This window comes from Cylindrospermopsis sp. CR12, assembly GCF_001432185.1.
In the GTDB taxonomy this organism is placed as follows: domain Bacteria; phylum Cyanobacteriota; class Cyanobacteriia; order Cyanobacteriales; family Nostocaceae; genus Raphidiopsis; species Raphidiopsis raciborskii.
Window position 1 is genome coordinate 29,791 of the sequence record NZ_LMVE01000026.1, and the last position, 23,213, is coordinate 53,003.

Consider the following 23,213-nt stretch of genomic DNA (forward strand, 5'->3'; position numbering starts at 1 on the left):
TGCCACGAACTGATAGTTAGAGGAGCAAAGGATTGGACAACAAGAGTGGGCATTATTTTTTTGATGTTGACAACCCTTATTATAGTAATTTTTACCGGTGTAGCAAGGGAACAGTATAAACAAAACGCCTTGACCAGTTCTGACACATCTCCAGTAATAGTTGTGAATCCATACCCAAAACAATTATTACAAGCAAAAGCAAAAACAACAAAACCACAATCAATACAAATACAAAATTTTTCTCAGTCACTTATCGAAAAAATTAAACAAAAAAAGGTTGTGAAAAAATACGTCACAACTGATAAATTTAGTAAGTACCAACCTAAGTTAGCAGCAGCACAAGTACATCCTAGTAACTATGGAGAAAGATTCAGTCGGGATACCAAGGGTATGGCAGTTAGTAACCAACCAATTATTGTTTTACATGAAACAACATATTCTGCTAGGAGTGCAATCAATTACTTTCAGAACCATAATGTGGATGAAGATATTCAAGCTAGTTATCATGCCATCATTGCCCGGGATGGAACCGTAATTTATTTAGTCCCACCCGATAAAAGAGCATTTGGCGCTGGCAATTCAGTTTTTAAAAATACAGATGGCACAATAGAGACAGTTCAAACTAATCCTAAATTAGCTCCTTCCGTTAATAATTTTGCCTATCATGTTTCTTTAGAAACACCTCCTGACGGTTGGGGAAAAAGAGATATTAGAGAACATAGTGGTTATACACAGGAGCAATACAATTCCCTAGCTTGGTTGATTGCCCAAAGCCAAGTTCCCGATGACAGAATCACTACTCATCGAGCTGTAGATGTGGCTAATGGTAAAGTTGACCCTTTGAGCTTTGATTTTGACAGATTCTTTAAAAAATTGCATTCTTTTCGAAAACTTCACAGTATTGCCCAATCACACTCCTAAATCTTTATGGGTAAACCCTTTCCTGCGATCGCCTGTATAGGTCTTCACAACGTGTCCATCTCCGATTAGGTGATATTTATAGGTTACCAACCCTTCTAAACCCACAGGTCCCCGAGGTGGCATTTGCTGGGTACTAATTCCCACTTCTGCACCAAAACCATAACGAAAACCATCAGCAAATCTAGTGGAACAATTGTGATATACTCCTGCTGCATTGACTAATGCTTGAAAGGTATTAGCTGCTATCAAGTCTTCCGTAACGATCGCCTCGGTGTGCCGTGAACCATATTCACTGATGTGAGCGATAGCCTCTTCTAAAGAATCAACTATTTTAATGGACAAAATCAAATCACTATATTCTGTTTGCCAATCTTTTTCCGTAGCCAATTCAATTTTTGGTAATATATCCAAGGTTCGGTTATCTCCCCTTAGTTCTACATTTTCAGATTCTAAAGCTGATGCAACTTGGGGCAAAAATTCCTGGGCAATACTACTGTGTATTAGTAAGGTTTCAATAGCATTACATGCAGCTGTATATTGGGTTTTGGCATCTACAGTAATATCAATTGCCTTATGAATATCTGCTGCTTTATCCACATACAGATGACAAATTCCATCCGCGTGACCCAATACTGGAATTCGAGTATTTTCTTGCACAAATCTCACAAAAGAATTTGAACCCCTAGGAATGATTAAATCCACATATTTATCTAAATTTAAAAGTTCTAATATTTCTTCTCGGGTGGTTAATAATTGCACCACATCTGGGTTAACATCAGTCTTAGATAAACCTTGTTTAATCGCACTCACTATAGCTTCACAAGAACCTATTGCTTCTTTCCCTCCTTTAAGAATCACCCCATTCCCCGATTTAATTGCCAGGGAAACAATTTGAATAGCAGCTTCTGGTCTAGCTTCAAAAATAACCCCCAGCACACCCAAGGGACAGGTTATACGCTTGAGAATTAATCCCCTGTCAATTTCTCGATGGATTTGAACTTGACCCACTGGATCCTTTAGTTTGACTAGATCTCTTACACCAGCGATCGCTTCTTGTAGTTTATTAGAATCTAAATACAATCGTTTATATAATGATTTACTGATACCCTGAGACATTGCAGTTTGACAGTCAGCTATATTTGCCTGAAGTATTTCTTCTTGAGCAGACTCTAAAGCTAAAGCAATTGTATCAAGAGCATAATCTTTCTGGTTACTGTTTAATAGGGACAAATTAAGAGCAGCTAAGCGGGTTTTTTGGGCAATCTCTTTTAGGGTAGAGGTATGTTGCAAACTAATTTCTAAACTCATAATCACAAAAACCAACTGGTGGTAGTAACTAATAATTTTGGGAGGAGATACATATTGTATACATTTGGGACATGCTTCCAACAACGGATATACAAAAACCTGAGGAGGACGGTTCAATGGTGACATACTCCACACACTCCCTTACAGGTGAGAGTGGGCTTCTCAACGACTCTTCTTCAAGCCAGCATTCTCGGCTTTGTTTGAAAGTATGGTGATGAACTGTCCCCCCATCGTTAATACTTTTAGCCAATCTTGTTTTAGCAAGTCCTTTTATATTTAATTTTTCAACAGCTACTACGTCATACTTTTTGAGTAGATTATTAGCTGTTTTGAATTGGAAATCTTTTCTAGTATCAACAACTTTCTTGTGTAGAATACCCAGTTTTTTAATCGCTTTTTTACGGCGATTAGAACCTCTCTTCCGACGAGAGACACGACGTTGCGCAGATTTTAACTTGCGTTCAGCTTGGCGTAGAAACTTAGGTGCGGCAATTCTTTCATCTTCATGGATGTGACCAGTTAGTACAAGAGTAAGATGGTACTTTTTGCAACTCTTTTTTATCATCAAGCAGTTGGTGGTAATGTAATTGAATTACCACCCATGTAATAGAGAACTAGTAACTAAGATTGACGTACCATTAGGGTGATTTGCAGTTGGAAAATCAGACCGATTTAACAAAAACAGAACCAGCTTCGATTTTAGCCAAATAGGTTCTCAAAGGTTTTTCAGCTGGACCGTTATTTACCTTACCTTTATCACTAAATCTTGCTCCATGACAAGGACAAGCAAATTGATTACTTTTCCATTCCACGGTACAACCTTGATGAGTACAGTTAGGTCTAACTGCTATTAAGTTCTTTGGTTTTTTAGATGTTCCCACCACTAAAACCGCCCCTATAGGGGAATTCTCTACTAGTAGTTGGCCATTTTTATCCAATTGGGCAACACTTCCGATTTTCTGCCAGTCTTTAGCCGCTTTGTTTGGTGCTGGTGATGCTAAGGTATCATCATCTGATGTCAAAGCGGCAAATGCTATAGGTAAAGAACTAGCTAATAAACTTAAACCCACCCACTGGAAAAACTCGCGTCTTTTCATAAATCATCTCCTATGTAACAAATGCCGATAATCAATGCAAAATTTGCACAACAGCCGAGAATTTCTGAGAATTCCGTAACTGAGTATACGAATCCTTCCCGAAATTTGCCCTAGGTTATCAATATCGAAATTGTTACAACCCCTACCAGAGAACTACGATCAGTTGTTTTTCGGTGGGTAGTTGGCACGATTTAAGAACACGGATCCATAATCAACCACATCCTGTTCCCCAAAAACCTATGACAGAAACAGGTAGCGAAAAGCTCAATAAGTTCGAGAAATTAAAAGCTGAAAAGGACGGACTACTAGTCAAACAAGAAATCAGCGAATTTGCTCGTCAGGGTTGGGAAGCCATGGAAGAAAACGACCTCAACCACCGCCTAAAATGGTTGGGTGTGTTTTTTCGTCCAGTGACTCCCGGTAAGTTTATGATGCGAATGCGGATACCTAATGGTATTCTCACTAGCACTCAAATGTGTGTTTTAGCCGAAGTGATACGGCGTTACGATAGGGAAGGTAGCGCGGACATCACTACTAGACAAAATATACAACTTCGTGGCATAGATTTCTCAGATATTCCTGATATCTTTAACAAATTTCACAAAGTTGGGCTGACCAGTATTCAGTCTGGTATGGATAATGTACGTAATATTACTGGTGATCCCCTGGCGGGTTTAGATGCCAACGAGTTGTATGACACCAGAGAATTGGTACAGCAAATACAGGACCTGCTAACTAATGGGGGGGAAGGTAATCCAGAGTTTACCAATCTTCCTCGTAAGTTTAATATTGCAGTGACTGGAGGAAAAGATAATTCCATTCATGCAGAAATCAACGATTTGGCATTTGTACCAGCATTTAAAGAAGGATTTGGTTTTAACGTTTTAGTTGGTGGATTTTTCTCGGGTAAACGCTGTGAAGCTGCTATTCCCTTAAATGTTTGGGTAAAACCAGAAGAAGTAGTTAGCCTATCTAAAGCCATAGTAGAGATATTTCGAGATCACGGGTTACGTTTGAACCGGCAAAAAGCTCGATTAATGTGGTTAATTGATGAATGGGGGTTAGAAAAATTCCGGGACGAAGTGGAAAAACAATGGGGAAAAAGCTTGCAAACCGCAGCGCCCAAAGATGAAATAGATTGGGAAAAACGAGATCACATTGGCGTTTACCCCCAAAAACAACTGGGGTTAAATTATGTGGGATTAAACATTCCCGTGGGGAGACTAAGTGCGGATGACATGTTTGAACTGGCCAGACTAGCAGAAGTTTATGGTAGTGGAGAAATAAGGTTTACGGTTGAGCAGAATGCCATCATTCCCAATATTCACGATTCCGCATTAAACACACTTCTGACCGAACCCATATTGAAAAAATTCAGTGTCAGTCCTGGTTTATTAATGCGATCGGTTGTCTCCTGCACAGGGGCCCAGTTTTGTAATTTTGCCCTCATAGAAACTAAGAAACGAGCCATAGCCATGACAGAGGCTTTGGAAGAGGAATTAATCCTATCAAAGCCCGTACGTATTCACTGGACTGGGTGTCCAAACTCCTGTGGACAACCTCAAGTGGCGGATATTGGACTAATGGGAACCAAAGTGCGAAAAAATGGGCAAACATTGGAAGGTGTTGACATCTACATGGGTGGAAAAGTTGGTAAGGATGCTAGGTTAGGAACCTGTATTCAGAAAAGTGTTGCTTGTGAAGACCTGCAACCGATATTAAAAGATATCCTGCTAAAACAGTTTGGGGCAAAAGTGCGCTAACAAACATCAGCTCAAATCAGACCACAGTCACAAGTAGCAAAGAATTAAAGAGAGTTAAAATGAGCAATATTTCCCGCAGAAAATTTCTGATCACATCTAGTGTAACAGCAGCGACAGCAATAGTAGCACATGGTTGTTCATCTGACAACTCCGGGTCAGGAACAAACTCGTCAACCCAAATTAGTAATACAGCTAAAGTAGAAACCACTAAGGCCAAATTGGGATTTATCGCTCTAACGGATTCAGCTCCCCTAATTATTGGTAAGGAAAAGGGTTTTTTTGCCAAATATGGCATGACAGATGTGGAGGTTAGCAAGCAAAAATCTTGGCCAGTGACTCGTGACAACCTGAAAATTGGTTCATCAGGGGGTGGCATTGACGGTGCACACATTCTCAGTCCTATGCCATACTTGATCACCATTAATGATAAAATACCAATGTACATATTGGCGAGGCTAAATACTAATGGTCAGGCCATTTCTGTGGCTGAAAAATTCAAACAGATAAAACTTGGCTTAGACAACAAAGTCCTTAAGGAAGCAGCAAATCAAGCAAAATCTGCACAAAAACCCATCAAACTTGCCATTACCTTCCCTGGGGGTACCCACGATTTATGGATGCGATATTGGTTAGCTGCTGGTGGGATTAATCCTGACCAAGATGTCATATTAGAACCAGTTCCACCACCACAAATGGTAGCTAATATGAAAGTGGGTACGGTGGATGCTTTTTGTGTGGGTGAACCGTGGAATGCGCAATTGGTCAGTCAAAAATTGGGTTACTCAGCTTTAGTAACCGGAGAATTGTGGAAGGATCATCCAGAAAAAGCCTTCACCATGAGGAAAGATTGGGTTGATCAAAATCCCAATGCAGCACAAGCATTATTAATGGGCGTTTTGGAAGCACAACAATGGTGTGAAAAAGATGAAAATAAAGCAGAAATGTGTGAAATATGTGCTGATAGAAAATACTTTAATGTTGCAGTTGGTGATATTTTAGAACGGTCTAAGGGAAATATTGACTATGGAGACGGTCGCAAGGTAGAAAATTTTCCCTATCGAATGAAATTCTGGGCTGATAATGCTTCCTACCCCTATAAGAGCCATGATATTTGGTTTTTGACCGAGGATATTCGTTGGGGTTATTTACCCCGGGATATGGATGTTAAAGCCATTGTTGACCAGGTAAATCGAGAAGATTTATGGAAAAAAGCGGCCACAGCTTTAGGAGTTCCTGCAGCGGAAATTCCTACCAGTTCATCACGAGGGGTAGAAACATTTTTTGATGGGGTGAAGTTTGACCCAGAAAAACCAGAAGAATATTTAAACAGTTTACCCATTAAAAAGGTCTAGTCCGCGAGCAATTCTCATATGGGGTGCGGGAGTTATGGGAGACACAAAATCACAAGACCAATTTCCACAATAAGGAGCAAGAAGAAGATGGCCGTGGGGGTAACAAATCAGAAAATTAGCACTAAACGACAAAAAGCAATTAAAACAATTAACAAATTTTTAGTGCATAAGGTATTACCACCACTATGTGGATTGGTTATATTTTTGATGTTGTGGCAATTACTCTGTTCCATTCCCGGATTTCAATTACCAGGTCCTTTAGAAACTTTTGTTGAAACCTGGGATCCCTTTATCATTCAGCCATTTTTTGACAATGGTGATAGCGATAAGGGCTTAGGTTGGCAGATTTTGACCAGTTTAGGGAGAGTAGGATTGGGGTTTTCTCTCGCTACCATTGTGGGTGTTTTCCTGGGCATATTAATTGGTGCCAATAGATTTTTATATAATGCGGTAGACCCTATTTTCCAGGTATTAAGAACTATTCCGCCCCTAGCTTGGTTACCTATTTCCTTAGCAGCTTTTCAACAAGCCAATCCTTCGGCGATCTTTGTGATTTTTATCACTTCAATTTGGCCAATTTTAATCAATACAACCGTGGGAGTACAAAATATTCCCCAAGACTATGTCAATGTGGCTCGTGTTTTGCGGTTACGTCAGGCCAAATATTTTTTAAAAATAGTTTTCCCAGCCACGGTTCCCTATATTTTTACCGGACTGAGAATTGGTATTGGGTTATCTTGGTTGGCTATTGTAGCTGCAGAAATGTTGGTAGGTGGTGTGGGTATAGGTTCATTTATTTGGGATGCCTATAATACTACCACGGATACCAATTTGAGCGAAATTATTATTGCCCTAATCTATGTGGGAATAGTGGGACTGATGTTAGATAGAACAGTGGCTTTTATAGCTGAGAAGATTGTACAAAAAGAACAAAAATAACTTTTACCATAATCACCAGGAGACTATGAATACCTTTGTAGAAATTGACCATGTAGATAAAATATTTAACCTCCCTTATGGTGGTAAATATATTGCTTTGAAAAATATTGAGTTAAAGGTTAGTCAAGGAGAATTTATTTCTCTCATCGGTCATTCTGGCTGTGGTAAATCCACTCTATTGAATATTATTGCTGGTCTAGATCAAGCCACTATTGGTGGAGTGACCTTAGAAGGTCGAGAAGTGAGAGAACCTGGTCCAGATAGAATGGTAATTTTTCAAAATTACTCCTTACTTCCCTGGTTAACAGTTGAGGGAAATATTGCTTTAGCAGTAGATGAGGTCCATCAGGATCTATCTCTAGGAGAACGCCAGAAAATCATTGCAGAACATATTGACTTAGTAGGGTTACGTCGTGCTGCTAAAAAACTTCCCGGTCAATTATCTGGGGGGATGAAACAACGAGTGGCCATTGCTCGTGCTTTAGCTACCAGACCAAAATTGTTATTGTTGGATGAACCTTTTGGTGCTTTGGATGCTCTAACCAGGGGTAATTTGCAAGAGCAATTAATGAAAATTTGTAATGAACATAAAATTACCTGTGTGATGGTAACCCATGATGTGGATGAAGCACTATTATTAAGTGACCGAATAGTCATGTTAACCAATGGACCAGAAGCACACATTGGACAAATTTTAGAAGTATCTATTCCCCGTCCTCGCCAAAGATTAGAGGTTGTTGAACATCCCAGTTATTACAATCTGCGGAATCAAATGATCTACTTCCTCAACCAACAAAAACTGGCAAAACAGCGTCAAAAGCAAACCATATCACCAGTTCTTATTTCCACCAATCAACCAGAAAAAGTTCACTTACAAATTGGTTATCTTCCTATCACCCAAGCTGCACCTTTAATCATTGCCCAAGAAAAAGGTTTCTTCGCGGAATGTGGTTTGCAGGTGAACCTAATACCTGAAAAAAATTGGCAAGATATTGCCCAAAGTGTAGCTAGTGGTAAGCTGGATGCTGCTCAAATGGTTGCTGGTATGCCATTAGCTATGACTCTAGGTGCTATGGGAAAAACACCAACCCCTATGGTAACAGCAATGACTCTGTCCCGCAACGGTAGTGCCATTACTTTAAGTGAAGAATTATGGGCAAATGGTGTAAGAAATGCTGCAGATCTAGAAAAAACAGTCAACACTGATCTTGACAAAACTTACACTTTGGGAGTTGTTCATCCAGCATCAATGCAAAATTTGTTATTGCGTTATTGGTTAGCAGCAAGTGGTATTGAACCAGATAAGGATGTCAAATTAATAGTAATTCCACCGGATGAAATGGTTGATTTTATCCAGGAAAGAAAAGTAGATGGTTATTGTGTTAGTGAACCCTGGAATACCTGTGCTGTTGAGCAAAATCTGGGGTTTATTATGTTGCCCACTTCAGATATTTGGCAGGGACATGTAGATAAAATACTAGGAGTTACAGAAGATTGGTCTCAAGAATATCCTCAAACACATTTAGCCTTAGTTAAATCCCTCCTAGCAGCTTGTGAATATTGCGATGATATTCGTAATGAGTCAGAAATTGTCAGTCTAATTTCCCAACCTCAATATATAGGTGATCATCATGTAAATTTACGCTCTGAATTATTAGAAAGTTATCAAAGTAACTATCATCGACATTCCCAAACTTCCCATCAGTTTTATCTGCACCAAGCCAACTATCCCAACCGTCATGAAATGCTCTGGATCCTTACCCAATTAGCTCGGTGGGGTTTTATTGCTTTCCCTAAAAACTGGGTAGAAATAATTGACCGAGTTTGTCGTCCAGATATTTTTGGTGTAGCTGCAAGAGAAGTGGGCATTTTGGATATTGGTAGGGAAGAATCCATTCAGTTATTTGATGGTAAAACATTTAATCCCTCTCAACCCCTAGAATATCTCACAGGTTTAGCCATTAAATCTCGGGTGCGAGTTGAAGAAGCTCTGGTTTAAATAGGGAGGCACAATTATTTATAGGTACCCGTGCGGGCGTTGGGTTTCATACTTCAACCCAACCTACGTTCATCTTATATTTAACTCCACCCACCCACTTAAGACTGAATTAACTAAATTAAAATTAAAGGATGAAAGTCATGACCACATTGAATCTCCCCAAAAATACTCAGCTTCAAGCTTTAGGTAATCCACAGTCTCACCAAAAATCACGGGATTTCCTATTCATTGACGGTGTAAACAAAATTTACCCCACCTCCGAGGGACCATATACTGTTTTAGACAACATTAGTCTCAAAGTCCAAGAGGGAGAATTTATTTGTTTCATTGGACATTCGGGTTGTGGTAAATCCACACTGTTAAATATGATTTCTGGATTCAATCAACCTACCAATGGTGTGGTCTGGTTGCAAGGTCAACCTATTACTGAACCAGGACCAGACCGGATGATGGTTTTTCAAAACTATTGTCTACTTCCCTGGCTAAGTGTTTTTGAAAATGTTTATCTTGCTGTTGATTCTGTATTTCCTAATAAAACCCAGGCTGAAAAACGGTTTATAGTTAGAGAACATTTAGGTATGGTAGGACTCACGGAAGCTGCTCAAAAGAAACCCCATCAAATATCAGGAGGTATGAAACAAAGGGTGGCTATTGCTCGTGCTTTGGCTATTCGTCCTCAGGTTCTGATTTTGGATGAACCTTTTGGCGCTTTGGATGCAATTACTAAGGAAGAATTACAAGAGGAACTACTGCAAATTTGGTCCGATCATCAAGTTACTGTGTTAATGATTACTCATGATATTGACGAAGCTCTTTTTCTAGCTGATAAATTGGTCATGATGACAAATGGACCTGCTGCTAATATTGGTGAAATATTAGATATTCCTTTTTCTCGTCCCCGTCAGCGTCGTCAGATTATGGAAAGTACAGAATATTATCATTTGAGGAACTACGCTCTGGATTTTCTTTATCGTCGTTGTGCTCATATTGAAGAGTAGTTTATCCACCAATATGACCGAATTTATCAAAACACTTTGTCCCTATTGTGGTGTGGGTTGTGGACTAGAAGTCTCTTCCCCTACCCAACATCCAAGTTTCACTACGGATAATACGGGTGATCAAGAAACTGTTAATTGGCGTGTTCGTGGAGATAAATCTCATCCCTCTAGTCAAGGAATGGTATGTGTTAAAGGTGCAACTGTTGCAGAAGCAATATATAAAAATAGATTGCAATATCCCATGTTTCGAGAATCTTTAACACAAGATTTTCGCTTGATTTCCTGGGAGGAGTCCTTCACTATCATTACAAATCATATTCAACAAACTTTAGTTACTCACGGTCCAGAATCTATCTGTATGTATGGTTCTGGACAGTTTCAAACTGAAGATTATTACATTGCCCAAAAATTACTTAAAGGTTGTTTAGGAACTAATAACTTCGATGCTAATTCCCGTCTTTGTATGTCTAGTGCGGTATCTGGATATCTCCAAAGTTTTGGTGCTGATGGCCCTCCTTGCTGTTATGACGATTTGGAATTAACTGACTGCGTTTTTTTAATAGGTACTAATACTGCAGAATGCCACCCCATTATTTTTAACCGGTTATCTAAATATCATAAGAAAAATCCTCACGTGAAAATGGTGGTGGTTGACCCCCGTTCCACCCCCACTGCTAAAACAGCTGATTTACATTTAGCCATTGTTCCAGGTACTGATATTGATTTGTTGAATGGTATTGCCCATCTATTGGTGAAATGGAATTCTTGGGATGTAAATTTTGTGGATAATTATACTAGCAATTTTGCAGATTATATCCAAGTCATTAATTATTATTCTCCGGATCTTGTTACCAGTCGATGTGGTATTTCTTTGGCAGATTTAGAAACCGCTGCTAAATATTGGGGTCAAGCCCAATCTGTGCTTTCTTTATGGTCAATGGGGGTGAACCAATCTTCTGAAGGGACTGCTAAGGTAAGGAGTATTATTGATTTACATCTCCTCACAGGACAGGTGGGAAAACCAGGTGCAGGTCCTTTTTCTTTAACGGGTCAACCTAATGCTATGGGTGGTAGGGAAGCGGGTGGTTTAGCACATTTATTACCCGGATACAGATTAATTAAAAATCCACAACATCGGTTAGAAGTGGAGGAATTTTGGGGTTTAAAACCAGGTACAATTTCACCTATTCCTGGGTTAAATGTGTGGGAAATGATTATGGCTTTAGAGTCTGGTAATGTGCAGCTATTATGGATAGCAGCAACTAATCCAGCTGTAAGTATGCCAGATTTAGAAAGAACTAAAAAAGCATTGTTACAATCCCCTTTTACTATTTATCAGGATGCCTATTATCCCACGGAAACTGCTAACTATGCTCATCTTTTATTACCCGCTGCTCAATGGGGTGAAAAAACTGGGGTGATGACTAATTCGGAACGTCGAATTACCCTATCTTCTGCTTTTAAAAATCCTCCACAATTGGCTAAGTCTGATTGGGAAATCTTCGCTGAAGTTGGTAGGAGGTTGGGTTTTTCACATCAGTTTAATTTTCAGGATTCTAGTGAGGTTTATCGGGAATTTGTCCAATTAACTCGTCATCGTCCCTGTGATATGTCGGGTTTAAGTTATGAGTTTCTAACTGCTAATGGTCCAACTCATTGGCCTTTTTCTCAAGATAATTATCAGGAAGTTAAACGATTATATACAGATTTACGTTTTTATACTCATGATGGCAAGGCTCAGTTTGCAGCATGTTTTTCTCGGGGTTTAGCTGAACCTCCAGACCCTGAATATCCCTTTATTCTCACTTCAGGAAGATTATATGGCCATTGGCATACCCAAACACGCACAGGTAGAATTGATAAGATTTGTCAAATGCACCCTGAGCCTTTTTTGGAAATTCATCCCCGTGATGCGCTCAAGCTACAGCTTGCTGATCATCAGTTGGTGATGGTTCGTTCCCGTCGTGGTGCAGCGGAATTTCCTGCTAAAATCACTTTGACTATCTCCCCTGGTACTGTTTTTGTCCCTATGCATTGGGGTAAACTATGGTCAGAAAATTCTGAAGCTAATGCCCTTACTCATTCTTCGTCTTGTCCAGATTCTTTTCAGCCAGAATTGAAAGCCTGTGCTGTACAGTTAATTCCCATAATTCCCATTCAATCTTAGAGAAAGTGCTATCCAGTGGTAAAATACTGGGTGATTTGTTGACTTGATGGGGTATCGTAAATCCAATGAAAAGGTTTTTTAGGCAACTTAAAACTTTCACCAGTGATGATAATTTCATGCACTTGATTGAAAATATTGTGGTGATAGTTTCTAAGGTTCTTTCTATTTTAATGGTGGTGGTAATCCTTGTGGCCATTGCGGACTTAACAGTTTTTCTGCTTAAAGAGTTATTTGATGCTCCCTATGGCAAGTTTAATACTATTTTGTTTAAGATATTTGGTTTGTTTTTAAATATTCTCATTGCTTTAGAAATTTTAGAAAATATTACGGCCTACCTACAAAAGCATGTTTTTCAAGTAGAATTAGTGATTATTACTTCTTTAATTGCTGTTGCTAGAAAAATCATTATCTTAGACTTGGAAAAAGTGACAGGAATTGATATCATTGGGTTGGGAATTGCCATACTAGCTCTATCTATTAGCTATCTAATTATCCAAAGTCGTCGTAAAAGTTAGTTGAATAACAAGACCTTACCAACTTTTTCGCTCCCTTTACCCCAGAATCTAGTAGGACCCTAATTTGCTGTTATGTCTACCGAGTTTTTTCACTTTGAAGCTGATTTTCTAGCCACCCTTCGTTGTATACCCATGGTAGTCCGTTATAAGCTGGATACATGTGGAATTAAACTAAAATTGGCTCATTGGCATCAGATTAGTCTCTCAGAACGTGATAATCTAGTTACATTACCCTGCTTCACACCAGGGGAAATAGAAAACTACCAAAACTATTTAAGGGAATTAGTTTTTAAATACACAGGAACCTATCCCTCTTTGCTTCCCACGGATCCCCATCCCCCATGGCTAGATTCTACCACTCTACCTAAACAACTTATTGAAAAATTAGAGACCATAGGTGCTACGATCACCCTGGAGCAGTGGCAAGATTTAACTCCGTTACAAAGGTTTGTACTGGTCAAGTTAAGTCTACCCAGTCATGAAAATAAAAATTTTCCTAGAGCAATGGCGGAATTTCATTTGGATCCGCCCACAGGTTCGCTGATAACTAAATGAATAAGCCAACAACCTTCTCATCAACCGCTAAGTAAATGATAGGCAAAAACCCAAGACAGAATGCATTTTTGAGACTGGTGTCTAGTGAGGCGGTTTCTAGTCCAGAATCCCGCTACCCACTGCTTTCCCATCAGGAAATGGTCATGGGACGTGACCCCGGTTGTCAGGTTGTCTTGGACGCTATAACCTATAGAATGGTCTCCCGTCGTCATGCGGTTGTTCGTCCCCTCTCTCCAGAAAGTAAGTTCACCTGGACTCTTTGTGATTTAAACAGCGCTAATGGCACTTTTCTCAATGGACAACTACTGCGGGGACCTCAAGAGCTACAACATGGCGATCGCATTTCTTTGGGTTATGATGGTCCTCAATTTGTCTTTGAATGTGAAACCATACCTGTTTCTAGAAATGTGCCAGTTAACCCAGCTACAGTTATAGTACCAGGAAAGACAACTCAACAACAATCAAAGCATGATGGAGTTAGTTTCACCCAGTTATTTCCTATAATTTCCACAGGTAAGGACTTAACCCGCAAAGCATATCTTATACCAGGAATACTAACAGTTATTTTTGTCGTGTTAATGTTTGCTACTGTAGGTTATCCCCAAGCTAATCAAGTAATTGTCGGTTCTTATATTGGCTCAGCTGCTTATTATTTCGTTTATCAACTTTGTGGCAAACAAAAACCATGGTGGATACTTATGGCCATGGCGCTCAGTACCATGTTGATTTTAGTCAGTCCACTATTAGATTTATTTATATTTGTTTTTCGAGAAATTCTCCCTGGTAGTATATCACCCTCCGGTAGTGACACATTCACAGAATTATTGATCAGAATGTTTTTCGGAGCTGGGTTAATGGAGGAACTACTCAAGGCCCTACCGGTAATAGGCGCCTATTTTTTAGGCAAATCCCTACCATCCCCCTGGAGGGAAAGGATTGGGGTTGGGGAACCACTAGATGGCATTCTCCTGGGGACTGCATCAGCAGTAGGGTTTACTTTATTAGAAACCCTTGGCCAATATGTTCCAGTAATCACCCAAAACATTAGCCAGCAGTCGGGAGTAGGTACTGGTCAACTGATCGGTTTACAGTTACTTATCCCCCGGATTTTGGGTTCCGTAGCTGGACACATGGCCTATAGTGGATATTTGGGCTACTTCATCGGTTTGGCCACCCTCAAACCCCGCATGAGTTGGCAAATACTGGGTGTTGGTTATTTCACCGCCTCCGCTCTCCACGCTCTCTGGAATGCTACCGGTTCCATTAATGCCCTACTATTAGTAATTGTAGGTGTTTTGTCCTATGCTTTTTTGATGGCTGCTATCCTCAAAGCTCGAGCATTATCACCTACGCGATCGCATAATTTTGCCACCCGGTTTCTGGATCTCAAATAAATACTACTCCCCATTTTCTGCTGCTTGGGTAGAAACTGCTTTTAAGGCATAGTCAGCCACTACTAAACAAATCTTTGCCCGTTCTATCTCTGATAATTCAGTCCAATTGCGATTTGATAAGTTGTGGTCTGATTTCTCCTGTGAATCACTTCTCATGGAGTAAGCAATAGGACGTGCCAAAACTAATAGGTCTTCCATATCCCAATTAGGTAACAAAGATTGAACACAACCCACAATCTTCTCACTGGTAGAATGTTCCATATCATAGAAAGTTTTCTTTGCTGCTTCCATAATCTGATCAAGCCAGTGGGAGGGAACAAACGTACCAAAAATATCATTTAGGGTAGTGCGTGGTCTTTCATCACGGTCAGCTTTAGAGTTATAAACCTGAGTCCAGATCTGGTCAAGAGAATTATAGAAATTTTCCCCTTGCTGGTCGAGACTTTCCATCAACAGTGGGTCACAGTGGAGTGGTGCTGCTAGTTTTTGAAAATAATCATCTGCTTGATCAGTTGCGAGATTCCAAGGATAAGTTTCATCTTCCGGTTCTAATATTGCTGTCAACAATTCCCAATCCACGGAGGGAAGGAAAGGTTTCCGATTATCTAAATCACCTGTATTATCAGTCATATTGGGCCTCAAACTTCATCCGCATAATTGGTATTACAGGGAGCTACAGTTAGCAGCTAGGAATTTCCGTAAAAACAACAAAAACAATCTCCCCTAATCATCAAAAATCAGAAACTCCCATGTTTCCCCCTTCGCACTGCCAAACTTTAACTTCATTCCCGATGTTAACACCACCTCCTCCCGTAAAACCCGTTGCCAACCATAATCATTTAAATACCAAGTTGTTCCGTAGGTAGAGCAATCTTGTAAATAGTAAGTAACAACTGGTTGAGAACCATCCAGTACGGTTCTACAAAGTATTTCTGCATGGTGCTTAGAAACATAACCTTGAGGAATCACAAGATCATTATCCTTAGTGCGACCAATGCGAGTCACATCAGAACGCATAGAGCAACTTTGACCCTGGGGGGAAAGTGAGCGCAAAACAGCACTAGACTGGGGAACATTTATTCCAGTACTTAGATCTGGCAATTCTGTAATTCCCTCATCAACACTTTTAATCAACTGACCTGAAAAATCTGGGTGTAGATAGAGAACCGGTAAAGTCCATGCTGGCTGATTAAACTTGTAAATAGCTAATAACTTTTGTCTAGCCACTGCTACAGCTGCATCAATCGCTTCACCCATGCGCAATGCCTGAGTAAAACCCTGAATAAAACTACGACTTTCCTCATCAGCAATTTGGTCACGCATGGCTAAAACTGCGGGCACACCATGACAAATTAAAACTTCTGCCAAACTACTAGTAGGTATTGCTTTATCACGAACTGCTGGTTGGGCACCCCAACAGGCATTGAATACTGCTAGTTTAACTTTACTACGAGCTAACACTTGACCCAGTTCTATGCCATTAAGGGACTGTTCCTCTGTCAAATACAACAACCCGCCATCAGGATTGGGCAAACCATGTCCTGCATAAAAAATCACATTATATGCCTTAGTTTCCAGTTCTTGTATCAACTGCTTTGGTGTGGGTTGTAATAGCTTTTTGACCAAACAGTTTGATATGTAATACCCACCAAGAGAACTGGATTCTAGGAGGATTTTCTCCAGAATGGTAGCCTCTTTTTCCAATTCCAAATTGCCATTGTACCCCAAAACCAACAACACGTTTAAAGAGGAATCTGCTGATAAATTTGCTATTGGTTCAACCTGATTGATAGTCCGACTAAACAAAACCTCTTGGTTGAGGGAAACTGCTGAATGACCCGCTTCCGGTTGCATAATTTCCCATGGTAAACCAATCAAATCAGGTTCACGAACTTCCAATTGCAACCGCAATCTCTTATTGCTCCCCATAGCTAGACCACGACTGCGCTCTAGACTGCTCAGAATTTCTCCATCAAATAGCCAACGCCATAAACTGATCCCTAAAGATTGCATTAACCGATTACTATAGGAACCAGTGGTTTGTCCCATCCCAGACCCAACCAATCCCTTCCCCAGGTGATGGGTGTCTACAAAACCACCAAACATTTGCTGCCATTCTATCCAAATTTCAGCAAGTTGAGGTGGAAAAACACAGTCACGCAAAACGTAACCGCTGGGATAGGGAGCTTTCACTACCCAAACGGCAAAGTTATTCGGTCCACTATTAACTAAACGGGCGATAGATACACTCAGGCAAGACATCGATTTGTTTAATCTCAACGCAACTAGTTATAGATTTCTGCCATTAGAACCTTTCCCCTATACCAAAGTTGATGCGGCTATCACCTCCATCACTTATACCATAGTCAATGCGAATAGGACCCAGTGGTGACTGAATACGCAATCCCAAGCCATAACCATAACCGCTCCCATTCTTATTGAGGATTTCAGCTGCTCTGGTAGCACTGCCCAGATCAGTACCACAATCAAAAAATAGAGACCCACCAACCACCGAGAATATGGGGAAACGATATTCTGCTGACGCTTGGACATAAGTACGTCCCGCTGCTAACTTACCCTCATCGTAACCCCTCACGGAATTACTTCCCCCCAGGCTAAAGGCTTCATAAGGTGGTAAATCACCTAATATTGTACCCCCTTGCAGGTTAAAAGCAAGGGTTTCTGGATTTTTAGATCCCAGAAGTTTTATGGGTACGTATTGACTGTAGTTGGCCTTTACCCTAGACATTAGTATACTACCTTGCCCTATAGGTACAGATTGATCCAGTCCTACACGCAGGTAAGAACCCTTGGTTGGTTGCACTGCATTGTTCCGGCGATCGCTTTGGGCGCTGAGTTGTAATAAGAACAAATCATCTTCACCGGTGGGGGACTGGGTGAGAGGAATGGTTGGGCTGAGTCGATTGCCACTGTCATCAAAAATTGCCCCTTGGGGTCTAATATTACCATTGCCATCGCGACTAGAAATCCTTTGATATTGCAACCCTAGGGAGGCAAACCATTCTGGATTCTCGTATAAATTGGTAGAAAGGGGACGACCAAAAGAAACTCCGCCGCCCAAGCGGGCAATGCGGGGGGTTGCCTGACTATTTACATCAGTAGTATTATCAAGGTTAAAGGTTTTTATGTTGCTGTCTTTACCTTCAAACACCAAAGAAATGGAACGACGGCGGAAAACATTGGTTGTGTAGGAAGTACGATAGGGATCGCCGTCAATCCAAGGATCGCTAAATCGCAAGTCAAATAAGAGTTCTCGTTGTCCAATTTGCAGTTCCGATCCCAGCTTTTGGTTTCTACCTGATAGATTTTGTTCTTGGTAGCTAATGGTACCAAATAATCCACTGGCAGAACTAATACCTCCGCCTACGGCAATGGAACCACTATTGCGCTCAGTCACATTTACTACAACAACAACTTTACTAGGGTCTGTTCCCGGGTTAAGGGAGACATTAATATCATCAAATAAACCGAGTCCAAAAACCCTTTGTAGGTCTTTTTGGACGATATTGCGGTTGAACACTTGACCGGGTTTTAATTGCATTTCCCGCTTGATAATATAGTCTTTTGTTCTTCCCCGAATGGGTCGACCTTTCTCGTCCACATCTTGGCCTTCCTTATTACGAAAAGCAACCTGGACATTTTCTACTATTCCCTCAGCTACTTGTAAGGTGATCACTCCTGTTTCAGAAACTTTGGGAGCTGCTATTAAGTTGGCCAGTACGTAACCTTTGTCTTGATACTCTTTGGTTAATTGCGCGATCCCAGCTCGCAAATCACGTAGGTTAATTACTTTACCATATTGCTGACTAAAGATTTTATCCACGGTATCAGCAGGTATAACAGAAGCCACTCCAGCGCCGGGATTGGCATCTAATTCTACTTTGCTAAGTACGGGATTAAGACTAACTACAAAAGTTATTCTAACACCTGATGGCGTATCTTCTGGAACTGCTTGTACATTAGTAAAAAACCCAATGGCAAAGATTCCGTTAATATCCTCTTGTAATTGTGACCGGGTTGTAGGTTGTCCAGCTTTAGTACGAATAACCTGATAAACTTGGGTTTCTATTTCCGATGGGAGTTGTCCAACCGCTGACTTGACCACCACTTCTGAAATTAATACTCTAGGTTCTGCTGTTTCTGTTGGTTGTTCTGTATTATTAGGATTAGTTGGTTGACCATCAGGTTGATTATTATCTACTGCATTCCCATTGCTATTAGGATCTACTGGTGCTGTTTGGCCAATGAAAGTCTCACCTTTAACACTATATAGATTGCTAGATAATAACTGGCTTGCTTTAGTATTGACTCCATCTAGTAACTGTTGAGATTGACTAGGCGTTTGTCCACTAGCACTCAAGGAACTTTCCAAGCTGGCAGCTATAGCTACCGTTACCAAAAACACAGGAGATAAATGTTTTTTACTCATCTTTTAACCACCACACACAATTTAATTTAGTCATTACTAGCTCTTGTTAAGTTCTGGGTTAACCTAAGGTATAACTTTTAGCAGTCTGGTCAAAACTTCTTGGTAGGCATCTTCCACCTTACCCAAGTCTCGACGAAATCTGTCTTTATCTAGGACGCGATGAATAGGATCTACTTCTGACATATCCCATAAACGACAGGTATCAGGACTAATTTCGTCCGCTAACAACAGTTTATGTTGCTGGTCTAAACCAAATTCGAGTTTGAAGTCCACTAAAGTGATACTACACTGTTGCCATAAATCCTGGAGAAAAGTGTTGATTTGTAATGCTAGATGGATAATTTGCCCTACTTGTTCCTCCGTGGCTAATTTCAGCAACGAAAGGCGCTCCCTGGTCAGCAGGGGATCCCCTAGTTTGTCGTCTTTATAGTAAAATTCCACTAGAGGTCTTTCCAATACTGTGCCTAACTCTATTCCCGTCTGTTGACAAAGACTCCCAGCTGCAATATTTCTCACTACTACTTCCAAGGGCAAAATTTTCAAGGCTTTTACCCTCATTTTTCCAGCACCTGGACTGTCAATAAAATGGTTTTCTATACCCTCCTGTGCCATGCGGAGAAACAATTTACTGGAAATGGTGCAGTTTATACTGCCTTTCCCCTGGATACTACCTCGTTTTTTCGCATTAAATGCGGTTGCATCGTCTTTAAATTCAGCCAATAAAACCTGTGGGTCTTCTGTGGTGTAGATGATTTTGGCTTTACCTTCGTATAGCTTGTTATTAGTGTTAACAGACATGGTGGTAGATTATTTTCCCAGAGCTATGTTTTTGAGCTTAACTATTTTATGATCTGATTTGGTTATACGCCAAATTAACTAAACTAATTAGCCAATCTAACCAATAACTAAAAAAATTTGTCATAATCCTAGTTTAACGTTTAGCATTTTCTTACGAAAAAAATACGCATAAGAGCCTTTGTCCGTCATTTTGTTTGAGAAAGCATGGGATTAATTAAGTATATGGAGAAAAAAATAGTGGACAAAAAAGATGACTTCCTCTATCCCCGTGGTCGCTACTATGGTCATGTACAACCTGAAAATCTGGTTTTTAATGCCAATCTCCAGGAGTTTGCTCAGAGAGTTAGTTATATTTGTAACTTAGAAACCGGTGGTAAACTTCCCCCTGAGGATGCTTATGAACAAATCAAGTCTCTATGGAAACAATTAAAACGCTCTAAGAAACAACTCAGAATAGGTAAAAGTTTCCCACCGGAAAGTGAATCTGATGCTTAATTTAATGTTCTCTGATAGTACTCTTGTAGTTGTCTTACAGCAGCAGACCAACCCATTTGCTCTGCCTTCTTACGGGCATTACTACGCATAGCGGCAATCTCCTGTTTTTCTCTTAACAACTTAATTGTGAGGTCAATAGCTTGTTGAATAGGGGCATTGGGGTCAAAAAGATAACCATCGACACCGTCAGTGACGATGTCGGGAATCCCCCCAGAACGAGCAGCGATTACTGGACAACCCGCAGCCATGGCTTCTAATAATACTAATCCCAGGGTTTCCGTACGGGAGGGAAAAACAAACACATCGGCACTAGCAAAGGCTGAGGCCAATTGTTGACCTTTGAGGTAACCCACAAAATGGGTATTAGTGTGGGCAAAGTGATTTTGTAAATTTTGTCGATGGGGTCCATCCCCCACCAGGGCTAAACGTCCATGGGGAATGGCTTCTAAAATGGGTTTAATTTGTTCGATCTCTTTCTCTGCTGAAAGGCGACCTACATACAATAGCAGAGTACTGTTTGGATGACCTTGGGATAGGTAGGAGCGCATTTCCTGACTGGCTAAATCAGGATGGAAGAGTTCTGTATCTACCCCCGGTTGCCACAAATCCAGCCTTTCTATTCCATGGGCCGCCAACTCCTCAATCATGGCTGTGGAGGTGCACAGATTTAAAGCTGCTTGATTGTGAGTAATCTTGAGTAACTCCCACAGTAGCCCTTCTAGTACGCTTAGTCCATAATGTTGTAAATACTGAGGCAGATGTGTATGATAGGAGGCTACCAAAGGGATTTTGTGCAATTTACTGTGCAAAATACCTGATAGCCCTAAAACTGCTGGATTTACCACATGAATTAGATCGGGAGCAAACTGTTGTAATACATGACCAATAGCAGGACGAGGCAGTGCTAATTTTAACTCTGGATAAAGGGGTAAGGGAAAACCACTAACTCCATACACTTTTGCTCCTTTATATTCTTTAATACCTCCTTCCGGACAAAACACCATAACCTGATGTCCATCTCGTTGCAGATGGTCAACTGTGTGAGATAGACGGGTGACAATGCCATCAACCTTGGGTAAAAAAGTTTCGGTGAATAGGGCAATTTTCATAAAATAGGTGGGGGATACTGTCAGTATTCTCAACATTTATATCTTAATATCATGTATTATAGAATTTTTGGACTCTACCCCCAACCTTGTCCATCCTAGCTTTGTTTTTTTGTGCCTAGTGGCAAGGTGTCAGTTATTTCCTGTGCCAAGAGACCTTGGGCAAAATTTGTTTGTTATCAACTCGCCCTTTATATTTAACAGCAAAGTTTAACAAAGAATCCAGTAGGGAATCTGATAGATAGTGGGGTTGTAAGCCCAAGTCTAATAATTTGGTGTTTTTGGCATTGAAGTAATGTTCTTCCTTCTCAATTCTGGGATTGTCAATGTGATCAATTTCTACGTTTAGTCCCATGGCATAACTGGCTTTTTTCACCATTAAGGCCAAATCACCAACGCTAAACAATTCTGTGAATTGGTTAAACACACGAAATTCCCCAGGTTGGGCGGGATTGACAATGGCCAATTCAATACATCGCACTGTGTCGCGAATGTCTAAAAAGCCCCGAGTTTGTCCACCTTTACCATAAACCGTCAGGGGATGACCCACAGCAGCTTGAATACAAAAGCGATTCAGTGCTGTGCCAAATACCCCATCATAATCAAGGCGGTTAATTAACAGCTCATCTAATCCGGTTTCCTCGGTAATCACACCGTAGACAATGCCCTGATTTAGGTCCGTTGCACGCAAACCCCAAATTCGGCAAGCAAAGTGAATGTTGTGACTGTCATGAACCTTACTTAAATGATACATGGAACCGGGTTGCTTGGGATAGGGTAAGGTGTCTTTACGCCCATTATGTTCAATGGTAATATAGCCTTCCTCAATATCAATATTGGGTGTTCCATATTCACCCATGGTTCCTAATTTCACTAGATGGCAATCGGGAAAGTCTTCTCTCATGATATAGAGCAGATTCAATGTGCCAACTACGTTGTTGACCTGGGTGAGCACAGCATGTTCACGGTCAATCATGGAAAATGGTGCTGAACGCTGTTCACCAAAATGTACTATTGCTTCTGGCTCAAATTCATGCAACGCCTTGTGCAAAAAACCATAGTCGGTAATATCGCCAATAAACAAGTCGATGGATTTACCCGTCAAATCTTGCCACCGCTGGAGACGCTGTTGAATTGGTGCAATTGGGGTTAGAGTCTCAACACCAAGCGTATTATCCCAGTGCCGACGCACCAAACTGTCTAAAATTCCAACTTCATGACCTCTATTAGAAAGGTACAGAGCTGTTGCCCAACCGCAATATCCATCGCCACCAATAACCAGGACTTTCATCTTTACCAGTTTTTACTCGCTGATAGCTAAATCTATCAGATTTTTGTATCCTGCGCTATGAATTC

At 40.6% G+C, this 23,213-nt stretch carries 19 protein-coding genes and 1 pseudogene; 11 read left to right on the forward strand and 9 right to left on the reverse strand.

Annotated features, from left to right (window positions below):
• Positions 1–63: 63 nt before the first annotated feature.
• Entirely contained in the window at positions 64–921 is an 858-nt protein-coding gene (locus ASL19_RS03345; RefSeq protein ID WP_057177322.1) for an N-acetylmuramoyl-L-alanine amidase, read from the forward strand.
• On the opposite strand, the gene ASL19_RS03350 is transcribed toward ASL19_RS03345, so the two are convergent.
• The 3 genes and pseudogenes from ASL19_RS03350 to ASL19_RS03360 all read right to left on the reverse strand — a co-directional run bounded on the left by ASL19_RS03350 (position 910) and on the right by ASL19_RS03360 (position 3,326).
• Positions 910–2,229, reverse strand: a complete 1,320-nt coding sequence (locus tag ASL19_RS03350) for a glutamate-5-semialdehyde dehydrogenase (RefSeq protein WP_057177287.1) — start codon at positions 2,227–2,229, stop codon at positions 910–912. The two genes, ASL19_RS03345 and ASL19_RS03350, sit on opposite strands and share 12 nt — an antisense overlap.
• Positions 2,230–2,403: 174 nt before the next feature.
• Positions 2,404–2,734: pseudogene (locus ASL19_RS03355) on the reverse strand (transposase); the annotation flags it as partial.
• Positions 2,735–2,891: 157 nt separating this feature from the next.
• Positions 2,892–3,326, reverse strand: a complete 435-nt coding sequence (locus tag ASL19_RS03360; protein ID WP_057177289.1) for a ubiquinol-cytochrome c reductase iron-sulfur subunit — start codon at positions 3,324–3,326, stop codon at positions 2,892–2,894.
• Between the two features lie 239 nt (positions 3,327–3,565).
• Here ASL19_RS03360 and ASL19_RS03365 point away from each other — a divergent pair, with 239 nt between their 5' ends.
• The 9 genes from ASL19_RS03365 to ASL19_RS03405 all read left to right on the forward strand — a co-directional run bounded on the left by ASL19_RS03365 (position 3,566) and on the right by ASL19_RS03405 (position 15,008).
• Complete coding sequence (locus tag ASL19_RS03365; protein WP_057177323.1) at positions 3,566–5,089, forward strand: ferredoxin--nitrite reductase; 1,524 nt, start codon at positions 3,566–3,568, stop codon at positions 5,087–5,089.
• Between the two features lie 59 nt (positions 5,090–5,148).
• A complete protein-coding gene (locus ASL19_RS03370; protein ID WP_057177290.1) occupies positions 5,149–6,441 on the forward strand; it encodes a CmpA/NrtA family ABC transporter substrate-binding protein in 1,293 nt (430 codons plus the stop codon).
• Between the two features lie 87 nt (positions 6,442–6,528).
• Complete coding sequence (ntrB, locus tag ASL19_RS03375) at positions 6,529–7,380, forward strand: nitrate ABC transporter permease (RefSeq protein ID WP_057177291.1); 852 nt, start codon at positions 6,529–6,531, stop codon at positions 7,378–7,380.
• A 25-nt stretch (positions 7,381–7,405) separates the two neighbouring features.
• Entirely contained in the window at positions 7,406–9,379 is a 1,974-nt protein-coding gene (locus ASL19_RS03380; protein WP_057177292.1) for a nitrate ABC transporter ATP-binding protein, read from the forward strand.
• Between the two features lie 140 nt (positions 9,380–9,519).
• The gene (locus ASL19_RS03385) at positions 9,520–10,377 is read left to right on the forward strand and encodes a nitrate ABC transporter ATP-binding protein (protein ID WP_006275769.1); all 858 of its coding nucleotides are present in this window, start codon (positions 9,520–9,522) and stop codon (positions 10,375–10,377) included.
• A gap of 13 nt (positions 10,378–10,390) precedes the next feature.
• Positions 10,391–12,544 carry a molybdopterin oxidoreductase family protein gene (locus ASL19_RS03390; protein ID WP_057177293.1) on the forward strand — a complete coding sequence of 718 codons (2,154 nt, stop codon included), beginning with the start codon at positions 10,391–10,393 and terminating at the stop codon, positions 12,542–12,544.
• A gap of 65 nt (positions 12,545–12,609) precedes the next feature.
• Complete coding sequence (locus tag ASL19_RS03395) at positions 12,610–13,059, forward strand: phosphate-starvation-inducible PsiE family protein (RefSeq protein ID WP_006275766.1); 450 nt, start codon at positions 12,610–12,612, stop codon at positions 13,057–13,059.
• Between the two features lie 72 nt (positions 13,060–13,131).
• On the forward strand, positions 13,132–13,614 hold the full coding sequence (locus ASL19_RS03400) for a nitrate reductase associated protein (RefSeq protein WP_057177294.1): 483 nt from the start codon (positions 13,132–13,134) through the stop codon (positions 13,612–13,614).
• Between the two features lie 35 nt (positions 13,615–13,649).
• Positions 13,650–15,008 (forward strand): PrsW family glutamic-type intramembrane protease, encoded by a 1,359-nt coding sequence (locus tag ASL19_RS03405; protein ID WP_057177295.1) that lies wholly within the window; start codon positions 13,650–13,652, stop codon positions 15,006–15,008.
• A 3-nt stretch (positions 15,009–15,011) separates the two neighbouring features.
• Here ASL19_RS03405 and ASL19_RS03410 read toward each other — a convergent pair whose 3' ends face one another.
• The 4 genes from ASL19_RS03410 to purC form a co-directional block, all read right to left on the reverse strand.
• Complete coding sequence (locus ASL19_RS03410; RefSeq protein ID WP_057177296.1) at positions 15,012–15,638, reverse strand: hypothetical protein; 627 nt, start codon at positions 15,636–15,638, stop codon at positions 15,012–15,014.
• A gap of 93 nt (positions 15,639–15,731) precedes the next feature.
• Complete coding sequence (locus tag ASL19_RS03415; protein WP_057177297.1) at positions 15,732–17,270, reverse strand: CHAT domain-containing protein; 1,539 nt, start codon at positions 17,268–17,270, stop codon at positions 15,732–15,734.
• A gap of 43 nt (positions 17,271–17,313) precedes the next feature.
• Positions 17,314–19,458: a BamA/TamA family outer membrane protein gene (locus ASL19_RS03420; protein WP_057177298.1), complete on the reverse strand. Its 2,145-nt coding sequence runs from the start codon at positions 19,456–19,458 to the stop codon at positions 17,314–17,316.
• A 63-nt stretch (positions 19,459–19,521) separates the two neighbouring features.
• Entirely contained in the window at positions 19,522–20,256 is a 735-nt protein-coding gene (purC, locus tag ASL19_RS03425; protein ID WP_057177299.1) for a phosphoribosylaminoimidazolesuccinocarboxamide synthase, read from the reverse strand.
• A 222-nt stretch (positions 20,257–20,478) separates the two neighbouring features.
• Here purC and ASL19_RS03430 point away from each other — a divergent pair, with 222 nt between their 5' ends.
• Positions 20,479–20,751 carry a hypothetical protein gene (locus ASL19_RS03430; protein ID WP_040007973.1) on the forward strand — a complete coding sequence of 91 codons (273 nt, stop codon included), beginning with the start codon at positions 20,479–20,481 and terminating at the stop codon, positions 20,749–20,751.
• Here ASL19_RS03430 and ASL19_RS03435 read toward each other — a convergent pair.
• On the reverse strand, positions 20,748–21,860 hold the full coding sequence (locus ASL19_RS03435) for a glycosyltransferase family 1 protein (RefSeq protein WP_072149077.1): 1,113 nt from the start codon (positions 21,858–21,860) through the stop codon (positions 20,748–20,750). The genes ASL19_RS03430 and ASL19_RS03435 overlap by 4 nt on opposite strands.
• A 133-nt stretch (positions 21,861–21,993) precedes the next feature.
• Positions 21,994–23,148, reverse strand: coding sequence for an NAD-dependent epimerase/dehydratase family protein (locus ASL19_RS03440; RefSeq protein WP_006275756.1), 1,155 nt, complete (start codon positions 23,146–23,148; stop codon positions 21,994–21,996).
• Between the last annotated feature and the right edge of the window lie 65 nt (positions 23,149–23,213).

Excerpts from the sequence above, each read along its gene's own strand:
- ASL19_RS03345 (WP_057177322.1), top strand. The coding sequence starts at position 64 with ATGTTGACAACCCTTATTATAGTAATTTTTACCGGTGTAGCAAGGGAA.
- ASL19_RS03350 (WP_057177287.1), bottom strand. The coding sequence starts at position 2,229 with ATGAGTTTAGAAATTAGTTTGCAACATACCTCTACCCTAAAAGAGATT.
- ASL19_RS03360 (WP_057177289.1), bottom strand. The coding sequence starts at position 3,326 with ATGAAAAGACGCGAGTTTTTCCAGTGGGTGGGTTTAAGTTTATTAGCT.
- ASL19_RS03365 (WP_057177323.1), top strand. The coding sequence starts at position 3,566 with ATGACAGAAACAGGTAGCGAAAAGCTCAATAAGTTCGAGAAATTAAAA.
- ASL19_RS03370 (WP_057177290.1), top strand. The coding sequence starts at position 5,149 with ATGAGCAATATTTCCCGCAGAAAATTTCTGATCACATCTAGTGTAACA.
- ntrB (WP_057177291.1), top strand. The coding sequence starts at position 6,529 with ATGGCCGTGGGGGTAACAAATCAGAAAATTAGCACTAAACGACAAAAA.
- ASL19_RS03380 (WP_057177292.1), top strand. The coding sequence starts at position 7,406 with ATGAATACCTTTGTAGAAATTGACCATGTAGATAAAATATTTAACCTC.
- ASL19_RS03385 (WP_006275769.1), top strand. The coding sequence starts at position 9,520 with ATGACCACATTGAATCTCCCCAAAAATACTCAGCTTCAAGCTTTAGGT.
- ASL19_RS03390 (WP_057177293.1), top strand. The coding sequence starts at position 10,391 with ATGACCGAATTTATCAAAACACTTTGTCCCTATTGTGGTGTGGGTTGT.
- ASL19_RS03395 (WP_006275766.1), top strand. The coding sequence starts at position 12,610 with ATGAAAAGGTTTTTTAGGCAACTTAAAACTTTCACCAGTGATGATAAT.
- ASL19_RS03400 (WP_057177294.1), top strand. The coding sequence starts at position 13,132 with ATGTCTACCGAGTTTTTTCACTTTGAAGCTGATTTTCTAGCCACCCTT.
- ASL19_RS03405 (WP_057177295.1), top strand. The coding sequence starts at position 13,650 with ATGATAGGCAAAAACCCAAGACAGAATGCATTTTTGAGACTGGTGTCT.
- ASL19_RS03410 (WP_057177296.1), bottom strand. The coding sequence starts at position 15,638 with ATGACTGATAATACAGGTGATTTAGATAATCGGAAACCTTTCCTTCCC.
- ASL19_RS03415 (WP_057177297.1), bottom strand. The coding sequence starts at position 17,270 with ATGTCTTGCCTGAGTGTATCTATCGCCCGTTTAGTTAATAGTGGACCG.
- ASL19_RS03420 (WP_057177298.1), bottom strand. The coding sequence starts at position 19,458 with ATGAGTAAAAAACATTTATCTCCTGTGTTTTTGGTAACGGTAGCTATA.
- purC (WP_057177299.1), bottom strand. The coding sequence starts at position 20,256 with ATGTCTGTTAACACTAATAACAAGCTATACGAAGGTAAAGCCAAAATC.
- ASL19_RS03430 (WP_040007973.1), top strand. The coding sequence starts at position 20,479 with ATGGAGAAAAAAATAGTGGACAAAAAAGATGACTTCCTCTATCCCCGT.
- ASL19_RS03435 (WP_072149077.1), bottom strand. The coding sequence starts at position 21,860 with ATGAAAATTGCCCTATTCACCGAAACTTTTTTACCCAAGGTTGATGGC.
- ASL19_RS03440 (WP_006275756.1), bottom strand. The coding sequence starts at position 23,148 with ATGAAAGTCCTGGTTATTGGTGGCGATGGATATTGCGGTTGGGCAACA.